The sequence below is a fragment of the Sphingomonas sp. CCH5-D11 genome, assembly GCF_001557395.1.
Classification (GTDB): Bacteria; Pseudomonadota; Alphaproteobacteria; order Sphingomonadales; family Sphingomonadaceae; genus Sphingomonas.
Genome location: NZ_LSKH01000306.1, coordinates 1 through 14,221, shown reverse-complemented (window position 1 = coordinate 14,221; position 14,221 = coordinate 1). Strand labels below are relative to the sequence as shown.

At 68.0% G+C, this 14,221-nt stretch carries 16 protein-coding genes; 15 read left to right on the top strand and 1 reads right to left on the bottom strand.

Translation table 11 applies throughout. The features are described from left to right. Nucleotides 1-86: 86 nt before the first annotated feature. From AX702_RS18570 to AX702_RS18535, 8 genes are all read left to right on the top strand, one after another. Nucleotides 87-353 (top strand): helix-turn-helix transcriptional regulator, encoded by a 267-nt coding sequence (locus AX702_RS18570; RefSeq protein WP_015459426.1) that lies wholly within the window; start codon nt 87-89, stop codon nt 351-353. Continuing rightward, nucleotides 350-856 carry a DUF2840 domain-containing protein gene (locus AX702_RS18565; protein ID WP_047166810.1) on the top strand — a complete coding sequence of 169 codons (507 nt, stop codon included), beginning with the start codon at nt 350-352 and terminating at the stop codon, nt 854-856. The genes AX702_RS18570 and AX702_RS18565 overlap by 4 nt, the downstream gene beginning before the upstream one ends. Beyond that, nucleotides 853-1,398 (top strand): S26 family signal peptidase, encoded by a 546-nt coding sequence (locus AX702_RS18560; RefSeq protein WP_047166809.1) that lies wholly within the window; start codon nt 853-855, stop codon nt 1,396-1,398. Before AX702_RS18565 ends, AX702_RS18560 begins: the two co-directional genes overlap by 4 nt. 36 nt (nt 1,399-1,434) lie before the next feature. Continuing rightward, a complete protein-coding gene (locus tag AX702_RS18555) occupies nt 1,435-1,770 on the top strand; it encodes a DUF736 domain-containing protein (protein ID WP_082746359.1) in 336 nt (111 codons plus the stop codon). 187 nt (nt 1,771-1,957) lie between these two features. Beyond that, complete coding sequence (locus AX702_RS18550) at nt 1,958-2,686, top strand: lytic transglycosylase domain-containing protein (protein ID WP_443026313.1); 729 nt, start codon at nt 1,958-1,960, stop codon at nt 2,684-2,686. A gap of 238 nt (nt 2,687-2,924) precedes the next feature. Beyond that, nucleotides 2,925-4,685, top strand: coding sequence for a relaxase/mobilization nuclease domain-containing protein (locus tag AX702_RS18545; protein ID WP_047166806.1), 1,761 nt, complete (start codon nt 2,925-2,927; stop codon nt 4,683-4,685). 14 nt (nt 4,686-4,699) lie between these two features. Next, the gene (locus AX702_RS18540; protein WP_047166805.1) at nt 4,700-6,673 is read left to right on the top strand and encodes a conjugal transfer protein TraG; all 1,974 of its coding nucleotides are present in this window, start codon (nt 4,700-4,702) and stop codon (nt 6,671-6,673) included. Between the two features lie 10 nt (nt 6,674-6,683). Further along, on the top strand, nt 6,684-7,109 hold the full coding sequence (locus tag AX702_RS18535) for a CopG family transcriptional regulator (protein WP_047166804.1): 426 nt from the start codon (nt 6,684-6,686) through the stop codon (nt 7,107-7,109). Nucleotides 7,110-7,116: 7 nt separating this feature from the next. Here AX702_RS18535 and AX702_RS18530 read toward each other — a convergent pair whose 3' ends face one another. Further along, entirely contained in the window at nt 7,117-7,656 is a 540-nt protein-coding gene (locus AX702_RS18530) for an NYN domain-containing protein (protein WP_047166803.1), read from the bottom strand. Between the two features lie 275 nt (nt 7,657-7,931). Between AX702_RS18530 and trbB the strand changes: the two genes are divergently transcribed. The 7 genes from trbB to trbL all read left to right on the top strand — a co-directional run. Beyond that, on the top strand, nt 7,932-8,918 hold the full coding sequence (gene trbB / locus AX702_RS18525; RefSeq protein WP_047166802.1) for a P-type conjugative transfer ATPase TrbB: 987 nt from the start codon (nt 7,932-7,934) through the stop codon (nt 8,916-8,918). Beyond that, entirely contained in the window at nt 8,915-9,250 is a 336-nt protein-coding gene (locus AX702_RS18520) for a TrbC/VirB2 family protein (protein WP_047166801.1), read from the top strand. Before trbB ends, AX702_RS18520 begins: the two co-directional genes overlap by 4 nt. After that, nucleotides 9,247-9,528 (top strand): VirB3 family type IV secretion system protein, encoded by a 282-nt coding sequence (locus AX702_RS18515; protein ID WP_047166800.1) that lies wholly within the window; start codon nt 9,247-9,249, stop codon nt 9,526-9,528. Before AX702_RS18520 ends, AX702_RS18515 begins: the two co-directional genes overlap by 4 nt. After that, a complete protein-coding gene (trbE, locus tag AX702_RS18510; RefSeq protein WP_047166871.1) occupies nt 9,525-12,014 on the top strand; it encodes a conjugal transfer protein TrbE in 2,490 nt (829 codons plus the stop codon). The genes AX702_RS18515 and trbE overlap by 4 nt, the downstream gene beginning before the upstream one ends. Continuing rightward, nucleotides 12,011-12,769, top strand: a complete 759-nt coding sequence (gene trbJ, locus AX702_RS18505) for a P-type conjugative transfer protein TrbJ (RefSeq protein WP_047166799.1) — start codon at nt 12,011-12,013, stop codon at nt 12,767-12,769. Before trbE ends, trbJ begins: the two co-directional genes overlap by 4 nt. Nucleotides 12,770-12,774: 5 nt before the next feature. Further along, a complete protein-coding gene (trbK-alt, locus tag AX702_RS18500; RefSeq protein WP_047166798.1) occupies nt 12,775-13,077 on the top strand; it encodes a putative entry exclusion protein TrbK-alt in 303 nt (100 codons plus the stop codon). A 1-nt stretch (nt 13,078) separates the two neighbouring features. Beyond that, on the top strand, nt 13,079-14,221 hold a 1,143-nt coding region (trbL, locus tag AX702_RS18495; RefSeq protein ID WP_066781912.1), incomplete at its 3' end, for a P-type conjugative transfer protein TrbL.

Here is a 14,221-nt window from a genome sequence, read left to right as displayed (position 1 = left end):
TGCAGCCGCACATCTTCATACCCCACCCGGCCGCCTCGGTTCTGACAATTACGCCTCCTGCCGCCACCGCCCGCAGGAGCCGTCACTTGTCCGATACGCCCACCAATCTGCCACCCCGCTTCCTGCGCACGCCGGAAGCCGCACGCTTCCTCGGCCTCTCGGGGCGCACCCTGGAGAAGCACCGTTATTTCGGGACCGGTCCGGCCTACCGCCGGATCGGCGGCCGGGTGGTCTATTCGGTTGATGACCTGCGCGCCTGGGCCGACATCGGCATCAAGCATTCGACCTCCGATCCGGGGCAAGACGACCTCATGCCGCGCGCGGATTCCGCTATCGCCCGGAGCCGGCGATGACCGTCCCGCCGTCACCCATGCGGCACCGCCAGCCGTCCGAAGACGGCATGACCCGCGTCGAGCTGACCTGGATCGAGAAGCGGATCGAGCACTGGATCAGGTTCGGCCGCGTCGCCGTGGACGAGATCGTTGATCGCCGCCGCCGCATCGTCCGCTTCCGGCTAGGCGCGATCTTCGCGTTCGTCCGCTGGGCGGCGAACGACTACGGCACGGTCAGTTCGCGCATCGACATCGTGCGCGCGGTCGGTGCAGGCGAGCCGTTCACGACGCTCCCGTTCGTGCGGCCAGGCGGCGAGATCCTGCTCAAGATCGAAGGCTGGCCCAAGGTCAGCCAAGTGCTCGCCGCGATCGACGCGACCGAGGCGGCTGGCGTCGATCCGTGCGACGCCGCGCCGGATCATTGGCGGCACGTCCACAACCGCATCGCAGCCGGACAACCGCCGCGCCCCTATACGATGGAGCGACATCGCGCCTGGCTCAAACGCCAGGAGATCGAGCGATGACCCGCCGCAGATGGGCCATTGCGACGGCCTCCGCCGCCTCGCTGTTCGGCGCGTCGTTCCTCGCCGTGGCGGTGTTCGATCCGCTCCCGCGCGTCGTCTGGAACGCCAGCGCGAGCGCGCCGATCGGGCTCTACCGGATCGAGCCGCTTCCCGATCCGCCGAACGGTGCATTGGTCGCCGTGACGCCGCCACCGGTGCTGGCGCGCTGGCTGGCGGAGCGCGGCTATCTCGGCGAGCGCGTGCCGCTGTTGAAGCATGTCGCGGCCCGGCCGGGGCAGATCGTTTGCCGCATCAACGCAGTCGTGAGCGTCGATGGGCGGCCCGTCGTCGTCGCCCGGCAGCGCGACGGCCGCGGCCGCCCGCTGCCGGTCTGGCAAGGCTGCCGCACGCTGCGCACCGGCGAGCTGCTGATGCTCAACCCCGACCACGCCGACAGCATGGACGGCCGTTATTTCGGGCCGCTGCCGGCCTCCACCGTGCTCGGCCGCGCCATCCCGATCCTCACCCGCGACACACCCGAGGCGCCGCTCATTTGGCGCTGATCCGATTCACCGCCTGCCAACTCAAAGGAGATCATCATGCAGATCGGCAGCTTCTTCCGCACCGCCAAAGGCTACGAAGGCATCATCGAGACGGCGACCCTCGACATCCGTATCTCGATCGTTCCGGCTGAGCAGAGCGACGCCGACAAGGCGCCGGACTGGCGCGTTCACCGCGGCGACGGCGGCGAAGGCCCGGAGATCGGCGCCGGCTGGAACGAGAGCGGCGAGCGCGCCGGGGATTATGTCTCGCTGCGCATCGACGATCCCGCGTTTGCGCAGCCGATCCGCGCCGCGCTGTTCCAGAACGCCGCCGACAAGTCGGCTTGGTCGCTGCGCTGGAACCGCCAGCCAAAGTCGCGCGAGCAGGACTGATCCCGTGCGGCCGATCATCATCCCTTTGTTCGCGGGAAAGCCGTCTCATCCCTTCGTCCCGCTCGGTCGCAGGCCGGCCGGGGCGCGCAGCGAAGGTCAAGGGCGGCCAAAGGCCGGCGCTTTGCGCGCACCCTTGACCGCAGCGAGCACGCCGGCAGGCTGGCGACGGAGCGGAGTCGGATCGGCAGTGGTGCTCGCCGTCGTCCTGCTGTCCGGCGGCGTCGCGCCGGCCCCGGCGATGGCGCAGGAAATGCCGGTCGCTCGATCGGCGCTTGTGCATCCATACGCCGCTCATGTCGCCTCGGCCGCGCGGCGGTTCGGCATCCCCGAGGCGTGGATATGGGCGGTGATGCGCGTCGAGAGCGGCGGCAATGCCCGCGCCGTGTCGCGCGCCGGGGCGATGGGCTTGATGCAGATCATGCCCGCGACCTGGGCGGGCCTGCGCACCCGTTACGGCCTCGGCCCCGATCCGTTCGACGTGCGCGACAACATCATGGCGGGTGCCGCTTATCTGCGCGAGATGCACGACCGCTACGGCAACGCGAGCGCGATGCTGGCGGCCTATAATGCGGGACCGGGCCGCTACGACGACTTCGTGTCTCGCGGCCGTCCTCTGCCTCCGGAAACGGTCGGATATCTCGACCAGCTCGCACCGATTACGGGCGTATCAGGCGCGCTGGAGGTGGCGGCGAATGCTACGCCTGATCCGTTCGCATGGCGTCGTGCGGCGCTGTTCGTCCGCACCGCTAGCGCCGCTTCGGAAACTGTCGCCGGGGAGTCGGGCGGCGAAGTAGCCGCATCCGAACCACCGACCGACCGGCCGACGCCCGGCGACGTTCGCGCGGCTGAGCCGTCCGCTAATGAGCCGCGCGACACGCTGTTCGTGCCCCGCGTCCGCGCGGGCCGACCGCGATGATCCGCGCGGGAGCCCCATCCTCCGTCCGAAGCAGCAATGGCGCTGGGGAGGAGGAAAACGGCAGGGACAGACGAGGGCAAGATATAAGCCGCACCCCGTTCAGACGAAAAGCCGAGGCTTTTCCGTGGCTTCACGCGGGGGCGTCAGTCGACGCGCGTGCCGCGCGGAAGGGAAAAGCCAGCAAAAACAACGCCTCGAATGGCACCGCAGGCCATTTTCGGCCGAAGGCGGCCCGGCCGTGAGCGAGGACGGCGAGTTTCGCGTCCGGCCGGGCAAGGCCAAGCGCAGCAAGGCGCAGGGCCGCAACGCGCGCGGCCTGATCGCCGAGGTGCTTCGCGTCGCTGCGATCCACAGCGGCGGCCGGCGGGGCGGCGCCAGCGGCGCGCGCCGAGGCGCGCAATCGACCTTCGGGCGTGGACGCACCGCGTTCGCCCGCAGTCGCCTGTTCGGCTCGGGCCGGCGCGTCATGGTCAAGATGCTGCCCGTTACCACGCGCAGCCGGGGCGGCCGGCGAATGGCGCCGCTGTCCGCGCACGTCGCCTATCTGAAGCGTGAGGGCGTCACCCGCGACGGCTCGCCGACGCGCATGTTCGATGCGGCCGAGGACAACGCTGACGATCGCGGTTTCACCGAGCGGTGCAAGGATGACCGGCACCATTTCCGGGTCATCGTGTCGCCGGAGGATGCCGCCGACCTGACCGACCTGCGTGAATACACGCGCGACCTGATGCGGCAGATGGAGGCGGACTTGGGGACGCGGCTCGATTGGGTTGCGGTCGATCACTGGAACACCGACAATCCGCACGTCCACTTGCTCGTGCGCGGCGTTACCGATCAGGGCGCCGATCTCGTTATCTCCCGCGACTACATCAGCCACAATCTTCGCTCGCGCGCGCAAGACCTGGCGTTCGCCGAGTTGGGGCCGAAGCCCGAAAATGAGGTGCAGCGCGCGCTCGACCGTGAGGTGACGGCGGAACGCTGGACCCGGCTCGATTCCGAGATCCAGCGTTCCGCCGATGAGCTGGGCGTCATCGACCTGCGCCCCGAGTGGCCCGGCCCCGACGATCCGCGGCTCCGCCGCTTGATGATCGGGCGCTTGCAGCACCTGGAAACGATGGGGCTCGCTGCCGAAGGCGATTCCGGCCAATGGGCGGTGGCGAAAGGCGCGGCGGCGAAGCTGCGCGAGCTGGGCACGCGCGGCGACATCATCCGCACGATCGGCGCGGCGCTAAGAGACCGCGGGCAGGATCGGCCACTCGACAGCTACGCCGTGGTCAGCGGCGCGCCCGAGAAGCCAATCGCTGGCCGGCTGATCGACAAGGGCTTGCACGACGAGCTGACCGGCACGGCCTATGCTGTGATCGACGGCACCGATGGCCGCACCCACCATGTCCGGCTACCCGGCATCGAGGCGCTGGAGCACAGCCCCAAGCTCGGCGGCATCGTCGAGCTGCGCGCGATCGAACGGGCCGGCGAGGAGAAGCCGACCTTTATCCTCGCCACCCGATCGGACCTCGACCTTGCCGCGCAGGTGAAAGCGCCTGGCGCGACCTGGCTCGACCATCGGCTGATCGAGCGCGGCGCTGGCGTCGCCGATGGCGGGTTCGGCGCCGAGGTGCGGCGCGCGATGGACGCGCGCACCGACCATCTCGTCAAGGAAGAGCTGGCGCGCCGCTTCGGCGAGCGGACGGTGTTCGAGCGCGGGATGCTCGACACGCTCCGCAAGCGCGAGCTGGACGCGGTTGGCGCGAAGATCGCGGGCGAGACCGGGCTTGCCTATCGGCCCGCCGGCTCTGGCGAGAAGATCGCTGGCATCGTGCGCCAGCGCCTCGCGCTCGCGTCAGGCCGCTTCGCCATGATCGACGACGGGCTCGGCTTCCGGCTCGTTCCGTGGACCAGCACCTTCGAACAGCAGCTCGGCCGTCAGGTGTCCGGCGTCGTCCGCGCCGGCGGCGGGATCGACTGGACGCTGGGCCGCAAGCGCGGCCTTGGCATCTAAATCAGGAGACCTCCATGTCCGCGACCAAGATACTCTGGGGCCAGATCATCACCGTGTTCCTGATCGTGCTCGCCGGGGTGTGGGGTGCGACGCAGTGGACCGCCGCCGCGCTCGCCTATCAGCCCGAGCTTGGGCCGCCCTGGTTCGTGGCGTTCGGCTGGCGGGTCTATCCGCCGCCGGCTTTCTTCTGGTGGTGGTTCTCATTCGACGCCTATGCACCAAGCATATTCCTCACCGGTGCTTACATCGCCGCGTCGGGCGGCTTCGCGTCGATCGCCGTCGCCATCGGCATGTCGGTGTGGCGCGCGCGTGAATTGAAAAACGCCGAGACCTACGGGTCGGCTCGCTGGGCGACTGAGCGCGAGGTTCGCGGCGCCGGGCTGCTCGGGCCGAACGGCGTCGTGCTCGGCAGGCTCGCCCGCGACTATCTGCGCCACGACGGCCCTGAGCATGTGCTGTGCTTTGCCCCGACCCGTTCGGGCAAGGGCGTCGGCCTGGTCGTGCCGTCGCTGCTGACTTGGCCGGCGTCGGCGATCGTCCACGACATCAAGGGCGAGAACTGGACGCTGACCGCCGGTTTTCGCGCACAACATGGCCGCGTGCTCTTGTTCGATCCGACCAACGCGGGGTCGGCGGCCTACAACCCGTTGCTGGAGGTGCGGCGCGGCCAATGGGAAGTGCGCGACGTGCAGAATGTCGCCGACGTTCTGGTCGATCCCGAAGGCTCGCTGGAGCGCCGAAACCACTGGGAAAAAACGAGCCATAGCTTGCTGGTCGGCGCGATCCTCCACGTCCTCTATGCCGAGGGGGACAAGACCCTGGCCGGCGTCGCCGGATTCCTGTCCGACCCGGCGCGCACGATCGAACAGACCTTGGCGGCGATGATGGCTACGCCGCATTTGGGCGAAGCCGGCGTGCATCCCGTCGTTGCTTCGGCCGCGCGCGAGTTGTTGAACAAGTCGGACAACGAGCGATCGGGCGTGCTCAGCACCGCCATGTCGTTCCTCGGCCTCTACCGCGATCCCGTCGTGGCGCAGGTCACACGCGCCTGCCAGTGGCGCATATCGGATCTGGTCGAGGGGGATCGGCCGGCGACGCTGTATCTGGTCGTGCCGCCCAGCGACATCTCGCGCACGAAGCCGCTGATCCGCCTCATCCTCAATCAGATCGGGCGCCGCTTGACCGAGGAGCTGACGCCGAAGGGCAACCGCCATCGCGTGCTGTTGATGCTCGACGAGTTTCCGGCGCTCGGGCGGCTCGACTTCTTCGAGTCCGCCCTGGCGTTCATGGCGGGATATGGCCTCAAGGCGTTCCTGATCGCGCAGTCGCTCAATCAGATCGAGAAGGCTTACGGTCCGAACAACGCTATTCTCGACAACTGCCATGTGCGGGTGAGCTTCGCGACCAACGACGAGCGAACCGCCAAGCGCGTGTCGGACGCGCTCGGCACCGCGACCGAAATGCGGGCGATGAAGAACTATGCCGGGCATCGCCTGTCGCCGTGGCTCGGGCATTTGATGGTGTCGCGGTCCGAGACCGCCCGCCAGCTCCTGACGCCCGGGGAGGTGATGCAACTCCCACCCGACGACGAGATCGTCATGGTCGCGGGCGTTCATCCGATCCGCGCGAAGAAGGCGCGCTACTATCTGGATCGCCGCCTGTCCGAGCGGATTGCGTCGGTGCCCGCACCGGAGGCGGCTAGGGTGAGGCCCGATGACTGGACCGGGCGGCAGGCATCCGCCGATCCGAAGCAGGTCGCGCGCATCGTCCGTGATGTTGAGGACGCGGCCAATGGCGGGCTGCGCCGCGAGCCCGAGTTGCCCGAGCATGTCGCCATCGCGCCCGAAACCGCGCCGGCACCGTCCCAAGAGTTCGCAATCGTCGAGGATGAGCAGGACGAGGCGGCTCGGCAGGCGGCCGTGCGTCGCCGGATGCAGGGGCTAGCACGGCAAGCGTCGCTCGATCCCGGCGACGGCATCGAATTGTAGGAGGCCCGTCATGCGAACCCGACTGAACGTTTATTTCCCACCCGCGCTCGCCAAGCAGGTGGACGAGTTGGCGATCCGCCGCCGCATATCACGGTCGGCAATCGTGGAGGCGGCAGTCGCGTCTTACCTTTCGCCAGACGGCGCCGACCGGATGGAGGCGGCATTCGCGCGCAGGCTTGATCGCCTGTCGCGGCAGGTCCAGCGGCTGGAGCGCAACACGGGCCTCTCAACTGAGGCGCTGGCGCTGTTCGTGCGCTTCTGGCTTTCCGTGACGCCTCCGCTCCCCGACGAAGACCAGGCGGCCGCGCAAGTCAAAGGGCGCAAGCGCTACGAGGGCTTCATAGAAACACTCGGCCGGCGCTACGCGAGCGGCAAGAATCTGATCGACGAAATCCCGGAAGACCTCTGGCCCAAGACCGGCACTGAAACGGACTGATTCCCATTTAGACCCGAAGGTTGTCGAGGTGGTCGTCAAGCGAGATGAAGTTCGACGCCGTCTCGCGCAGTTCCTTGCCGGCGTGACTCCAAAAGACGACATCGACTTGGAAGCCGTCGTCTCGAAGCTGTTGTACGGCCGGGACATAGTCGTTGTCGCCCGACACGATGGTGAAGATGTCGCCCGGTTTAGCGTTGCGGTACGCGTCGCGGGTGAGCGCCGCGACCAAGCCGGTGTCGATCTTCTTCTCCTTGTTCGCGACGTTGCGGTCGTGCGTCACGACTTCGAACCCAGCGCGCTTCGCGATATCCCAGATCGCGTCGTTCTCGGGCGGGCGCGAGCCGAACAGCATAGCGCGCGCGGTGTCCGCCCTGTTTTGGCCAGCAACGAACTCGTAGAGCTTACCAAAGCTCATACGATAGTCGTTGTCGAGGATGCGATAATGAAACGCGTCCCAAATGTCGGGCGCGAGCCCTAGCTTCACCGCGCTGACACGCTTGCCCTCGATGAACACGTTGGAATTGTCTACGTAAATCCAGTCAGCCATCGCCGATCCCCAATTCCGCAATCGCGTCGCTATGCGCGCTCAATAGCGGTGCTCCAGCGCAAAGCTTTAGAACAATTTTACTCTGCCGCCGATTCGGATTCTCGGACGAGCACGCCAACCGGCTTCTGCAACGAGCGAAATCGCCGTCGACCGCGTATCTACCGCCCCCTCTACTACGCCCGCGAGTAGCTGTTGCAACGGCTGAGTTTCTGGCTCTCTTGATGTGCTCCTGACGCCGGGCGGCGGTTCGCCCGGCTCATTTCAGGGGCCAATCGTTGACCATCCACCCGATCCGATCCGAGGCAAAATCACGCGGCGCGCGGATGCTGCGCACCGCGCTCGGGCCGTCGATCGCGGGATGGCTCGACGACCCAGCTGTGATCGAGGTGATGTTGAACCCGGACGGCCGGCTGTGGCTCGACCGGCTCGGCGAGGGCATCAGCGATACGGGGGAGCTGCTGAGCGCTGCCGATGGCGAGCGCATCGTCCGCCTGGTCGCGCACCATGTCGGTGTCGAAGTTCACGCCCAATCCCCGCGCGTGTCGGCCGAGCTGCCGGAAGGCGGTGAGCGGTTCGAGGGATTGCTGCCGCCCGTCGTCGCGGCGCCAGCCTTCGCCATACGGAAGCCCGCCGTCGCTGTGTTCACGCTCGAGGATTATGCGCGCGCCGGGATCATGTCGGCGGTTGAGGCCGAGGCGCTGCGCCACGGTGTTGAGACCCGCGCAAACATCCTCGTCGCGGGCGGCACCGGCGCGGGCAAGACCACGTTGGTCAACGCGCTATTGGCGGAGGTCGCCAAGACCACCGACCGCATCGTCCTGATCGAAGATACGCGCGAGCTGCAATGCGCCGCGCCTAACCTCGTCGCCATGCGGACCAAGGATGGCGTGGTGTCGCTGTCTGAGCTGGTCCGCTCGTCGCTGCGACTGCGGCCCGACCGCATACCCATCGGCGAGGTGCGCGGCACCGAGGCGCTCGACCTCATCAAAGCCTGGGGCACCGGCCACCCCGGCGGCGTGGGCACGATCCACGCCGGCACCGCGCTCGGCGCGCTGCGGCGCATGGAGCAGCTCATCCAAGAGGCCGTTGTCTCGGTCCCGCGCGCGCTGATCGCCGAGACGATCGACCTGATCGCCGTGCTGGTCCGCGATGCGCACGGACGCCGGCTGACCGAGCTGGCCCGCGTCGAAGGGCTCGACCCTGCGACCGGCGACTACCGCCTCGCACCGCTCATCACCCCCCAACCCGGAGACCTGCCATGATCCATGCCCTTCGGCGTGGCGCGCGCCGCGCCATGCTTACCGCCACCGCCAGCGTGATTGCGCTGACCTTCGCCGTTCCGGCCCATGCCGGCGGCTCGTCGATGCCGTGGGAAGCGCCGCTCCAGTCGATCCTCGAAAGCATCGAGGGGCCGGTCGCCAAGATCATCGCCGTCATCATCATCATCGTGACCGGCCTCACGCTTGCCTTCGGTGACACGTCGGGCGGCTCGCGCCGGCTGATCCAGATCGTGTTCGGCCTGTCCATCGCGTTCGCTGCGTCGAGCTTCTTCCTGTCGTTCTTCTCCTTCGGTGGCGGAGCGCTGATCGCATGAACGGCGCGGCCGATTATGGCGAACCGGTCGCAGGCTATTTCGCCCCGGTCCACCGGGCGCTGACCGAGCAGATATTGCTCGGCGGCGCCCCGCGCTCGCTCGCCATCGTCAACGGGACGCTGGCGGGCGCGATCGGCCTCGGCCTGCGCCTGTGGATCGCCGGCCTAGTCATTTGGGCCGTCGGCCACGGGCTGTCCGTCTGGGCCGCCCGCCGCGACCCGCAATTCGTGGACGTGGCCCGCCGCCACCTCCGTTACCCGACATGGATGCGGCCATGATAAGCTTGCGTGAATATCGCAGCAAGGCTGCGCACCTGGCCGACTTCCTGCCCTGGGCGGCGCTAGTCGGCGAGGGCGTCGTCCTCAATAAGGACGGCAGCTTCCAGCGCACGGCGCGCTTCCGCGGTCCCGACCTTGACAGCGCGACGCCGGCCGAGCTGGTCGCCACGACCTCGCGGCTGAATGGGTCGCTGCGCCGCTTGAGCTCGGGCTGGGCGATCTTCGTCGAGGCGCAGCGGACGCCGGCTCTCGACTACCCGGCCTCCGACTTCCCCGATCCCGTATCCGAGCTGGTCGATATGGAGCGGCGCGAGCAATTCAGCGAGGAAGGCGCGCATTTCGAGAGCGCCTATTATCTGACGTTGCTGTGGATGCCGCCGGCCGAGGAAGCGGCGCGCGCCGAAGGCTGGCTTTACGAGGGCCGCTCCACATCCGGCGTCGATCCGTGGGAGCTGCTCAAGGGCTTCACCGATCGCAGCGACCGTGTGCTCAATCTGGTCGAAGGCTTCGTGCCCGAGGTTCGCTGGCTCGATGACGCGGAGACGCTAACCTATCTACACAGCACGGTTTCGACGCGCCGCCAGCGCGTGCGCGTGCCGGAAACGCCGATGCACCTCGACGCGCTCCTGGCCGACGAGCCGCTGACCGGCGGGCTGGAGCCGCGCCTGGGCGAGCATCATCTGCGCACGCTCACCGTCGTCGGCTTCCCGAGCGTAACCTTCCCCGGCTTGCTCGACGAGCTGAACCGCTTGGCCTTCGAGTATCGCTGGGCGACCCGCGCGATCATGCTCGACAAGACCGACGCGACCAAGCTGCTGAGCCGCATCCGCCGCCAGTGGTTCGCCAAGCGCAAGAGCGTCGTTGCGATTCTGAAAGAGGTGATGACCAACGAGGCGTCGGTCCTTGTGGACAGCGACGCCTCGAACAAGGCCGCCGACGCCGACACCGCCCTGCAGGAGTTGGGCGCCGACTATGCAGGTGTGGCCTATGTTACCGCCACGGTGACGGTATGGGACCGTGATCCCGCAATCGCCGCCGAGAAGCTGCGGCTGGTCGAGAAGGTCGTCCAGGGTCGCGACTTCACCGTCATCCCCGAGGGCATGAACGCGATCGAGGCATGGCTGGGGAGCCTCCCCGGCCACACCTACGCCAACGTCCGCCAACCCCCGATTTCCACGATCAATCTCGCCCACCTGATCCCCCTGTCAGCAGTATGGGCGGGGCCGGAACGGGACGAGCATTTCGGTGCGCCCCCCTTGCTCTATGGCAAGACCGAAGGCTCGACCCCGTTCCGGTTTTCCCTTCACGTCGGCGACGTCGGCCACACGCTGATCGTCGGCCCGACCGGCGCCGGCAAATCAGTGCTGCTCGCCCTCATGGCGATGCAGTTCCGACGCTACGAACGGGCCCAAGTCTTCGCCTTCGACTTCGGCGGCAGCATCCGCGCCGCCGCGATCGGCATGGGCGGCGACTGGCAGGATCTCGGCGGGATGCTCGCCGACGAGGCCGGTGACGGCGTGCAGCTCCAGCCGCTTGCCCGGATCGACGATTCGGCCGAGCGCGCATGGGCCGCCGAATGGTTGGCGGCGATCCTCACGAGCGAAGGCGTTACAGTCGATCCGCAGGCCAAGGAGCATCTGTGGTCGGCGCTCGGCTCGCTCGCCAGCGCGCCCGTACCGGAACGCACGCTGACCGGCCTCGCCGTGCTGTTGCAATCGCAGCAGCTCAAACAGGCGCTCGCTTCGTATTGCCTCGGTGGGCCGTGGGGCCGGCTGCTCGACGCCGAGGGCGAGCGGCTCGGCGAGGCGTCGATCCAGGCGTTCGAGACCGAGGGTTTGGTGGGCGCCGGGTCGGCCGCCGCAGTGCTGTCCTACCTGTTCCACCGGATCGAAGGCCGGCTGGACGGCTCGCCCACGCTCATCATCATCGACGAGGGCTGGCTGGTTCTCGACAGCCCGGAGTTCGCCGCGCAGCTCCGCGAATGGCTGAAAACGCTGCGCAAGAAAAACGCCAGCGTTGTGTTCGCCACGCAGAGCCTCGCCGATATTGAAACCTCGAACATCGCGCCGGCCATCATCGAAAGCTGCCCGACGCGCATCTTCCTGCCGAACGAGCGCGCGGCCGAGCCGCAGATCGCGGCCATCTACGAGCGGTTCGGGCTCAACGCCCGCCAGATCGAAATCCTGAGCCGAGCCACGCCCAAGCGCGACTATTACTGCCAGTCGCGGCGCGGCAATCGGCTGTTCGAGCTGGGGCTGGGCGAGGTCGCGCTGGCCTTCGCCGCCGCTTCTTCCAAGACCGATCAGCTCCGCATCGCCGAACTGGTCGAGACCCACGGCCGCGAACGCTTCGCCGCCGAATGGCTGCGTCATCGCGGCCTGGCCTGGGCGGTCGATCTTCTTCCCGAACCCCAACCCGATCCGCTGGCCGGCCCGCGGGAAGATGTCGGCCAGCTCCCCCTTGCCTTGAAGGACATGACCCCATGAAACCCAATATCCTGCGCCGCGCCATGCTGGCAGGCGCTATCGCTACGTCGAGCCTGATCGGCATCACCGCCGCCACGCCGGCGCACGCTCAGTTCGGCGGGATCGTCTATGACCCGACCAATTATGCGCAGAACGTGCTGACGGCCGCGCGGTCGCTCCAGCAGGTCAACAATCAAATCCAGCAAATTCAGCAGCAGGCGACCAGCCTCATAAACGAGGCGCGCAACCTGGCTTCGCTGCCCTTCAGCTCCCTCCAGCAGTTGCAGCAGCAGGTGCAGCGCACCCAGCAACTTCTCGGGGAAGCGCAGCGCATCGCCTACGACGTGCAGAACGTCCAGCAGGTATTCAACGACCGCTACAAGGGCGCGGCGCTGACCGGCACCCACGCGCAGATGGTCGCCAACGCCAATGCGCGCTGGGAGGATAGCGTCGGCGCGTTCGAGGATGCGCTGCGTGTTCAGGCCGGCGTCGTCGGCAACATCGACGGCGCCCGCACGACGATGGACGGCTTGGTCACCTCCAGCCAGTCGGCGACCGGCGCGCTTCAGGCTGCCCAAGCGGGCAATCAGCTTCTCGCGCTGCAATCGCAGCAGCTTGCCGACCTGACCGCGCTGCTCGCCGCGCAGGGCCGGGCGCAGGCGCTAGACTCGGCGCGCAACGCCGCCGTCGAAGCCGAAAGCCGCGAACGGCTCCGCCGCTTCCTGACGCGGTCCACCGGCTATCAGCCGGGCAACGCCCGCATGTTCCACGACTGATCGTCATGGACACCAAGCTCCTCGCGCGCGTCGGCGCCGTCATCTTCATCGCCATCGCCATCACGATGACGGCGATCGAGATGAGCCGTGCGCCAGAGCCACCGCGCGCGGGGCCGGCGACCGTCGCCGAGACACCGGCGACGGACCCGCTCCTGATCGAGTTGCGCCGCTGCCAGTCGATCGGCGCGGCCGGGGCGAGTGACCCGGATTGCCTGCGTGCCTGGGCCGAGAACCGTCGCCGGTTCCTCGCGCCCGGCGCGCGCCCCGCCGCCCGCATCGCCGACGGCGCCACCTCGCAGGAGAATTGATATGGGCGGCACCGGCGTCGTCGATCGCTTTCTGGATGTCTTCACCCGCTACATCGACAGCGGGTTCGGCCTGCTGGGCGGCGAGGTGGCGTTCATCGCCACCACCCTGATCGTCATCGACGTGACCTTGGCCGCACTGTTCTGGACGTGGGGCGAAGGCGACGACATCATCGCGCGCCTCGTCAAGAAAACTCTCTTCGTCGGCATCTTCGCCTACATCATCGGCAACTGGAACAGCCTGGCGCGAATCGTCTTCGAGAGCTTCGCCGGTTTGGGGCTGAAAGCATCCGGCACCGGCTTTACGGCTGCCGAGTTGCTCCAGCCCGGCCGCGTCGCGCAGGTGGGCTTGGACGCGGGCCAGCCGATCCTCGAATCCATTTCCGACCTGATGGGCTGGGTGTCGTTCTTCGAGAACTTCATCCAGATCGCCGTGCTGCTGTTCGCCTGGGTGATGGTCGTGCTGGCCTTCTTCATCCTGTCGATCCAGCTTTTCATCACGTTGATCGAGTTCAAGTTGGCGACGCTCTGCGGCTTCGTCCTCATCCCGTTCGGCCTGTTCGGCAAGACCGCCTTCATGGCCGAGCGCGTGCTTGGTCTGGTAATCTCGTCCGGCATCAAGGTGCTGGTGCTCGCCGTCATCGTTGGTATCGGCTCGACTTTGTTCGACGAGTTCCGCGCCGGGTTCGGGGGCGCGCAGCCCAGCATCGAGGACGCGATGGCCGTCGCGCTCGCCTCGCTCTGTCTTCTCGGCCTTGGCATCTTCGGCCCATCGATCGCCAATGGCATCGTGTCGGGCGGCCCGGCGCTTGGCGCCGGGGCCGCAGCGGGAACCGTGCTCGCAGCTGGCGGCGCGCTGGCCGGCGGCGCTGCCGCCGCCCGGCTTGGTGTCGGCGCGGCAGCGGGCGCGGTCGGCGGCGCGGCGCGCGGCGCCGCCTTCACATCGGGAGCGGCCAACAGCGCCTATGCGCTCGGTTCGGCCGGCAAGTCTGGCGCGGCCGCAGTCGCTGGCGGCGCAGGCGGCGTCGGCCAGGCCGCCGTCGGCGCCGCCATGTCGCCGCTCCGCAAGGCGGCAGCCTCGCTCAAGGACAGCTACCGTTCCGGCGGACGTGCCGCCGTCACCGCGACCGGCGGGACCATTTCGGGC

What these genes read in the sequence shown, in the direction of transcription:
- AX702_RS18530 (WP_047166803.1), bottom strand. Translation starts at nt 7,656, where the DNA reads ATGGCTGACTGGATTTACGTAGACAATTCCAACGTGTTCATCGAGGGC.
- AX702_RS18565 (WP_047166810.1), top strand. Translation starts at nt 350, where the DNA reads ATGACCGTCCCGCCGTCACCCATGCGGCACCGCCAGCCGTCCGAAGAC.
- AX702_RS18520 (WP_047166801.1), top strand. Translation starts at nt 8,915, where the DNA reads ATGATCCATGCCCTTCGGCGTGGCGCGCGCCGCGCCATGCTTACCGCC.
- AX702_RS18535 (WP_047166804.1), top strand. Translation starts at nt 6,684, where the DNA reads ATGCGAACCCGACTGAACGTTTATTTCCCACCCGCGCTCGCCAAGCAG.
- AX702_RS18555 (WP_082746359.1), top strand. Translation starts at nt 1,435, where the DNA reads ATGCAGATCGGCAGCTTCTTCCGCACCGCCAAAGGCTACGAAGGCATC.
- AX702_RS18540 (WP_047166805.1), top strand. Translation starts at nt 4,700, where the DNA reads ATGTCCGCGACCAAGATACTCTGGGGCCAGATCATCACCGTGTTCCTG.
- trbK-alt (WP_047166798.1), top strand. Translation starts at nt 12,775, where the DNA reads ATGGACACCAAGCTCCTCGCGCGCGTCGGCGCCGTCATCTTCATCGCC.
- trbE (WP_047166871.1), top strand. Translation starts at nt 9,525, where the DNA reads ATGATAAGCTTGCGTGAATATCGCAGCAAGGCTGCGCACCTGGCCGAC.
- trbJ (WP_047166799.1), top strand. Translation starts at nt 12,011, where the DNA reads ATGAAACCCAATATCCTGCGCCGCGCCATGCTGGCAGGCGCTATCGCT.
- AX702_RS18515 (WP_047166800.1), top strand. Translation starts at nt 9,247, where the DNA reads ATGAACGGCGCGGCCGATTATGGCGAACCGGTCGCAGGCTATTTCGCC.
- AX702_RS18560 (WP_047166809.1), top strand. Translation starts at nt 853, where the DNA reads ATGACCCGCCGCAGATGGGCCATTGCGACGGCCTCCGCCGCCTCGCTG.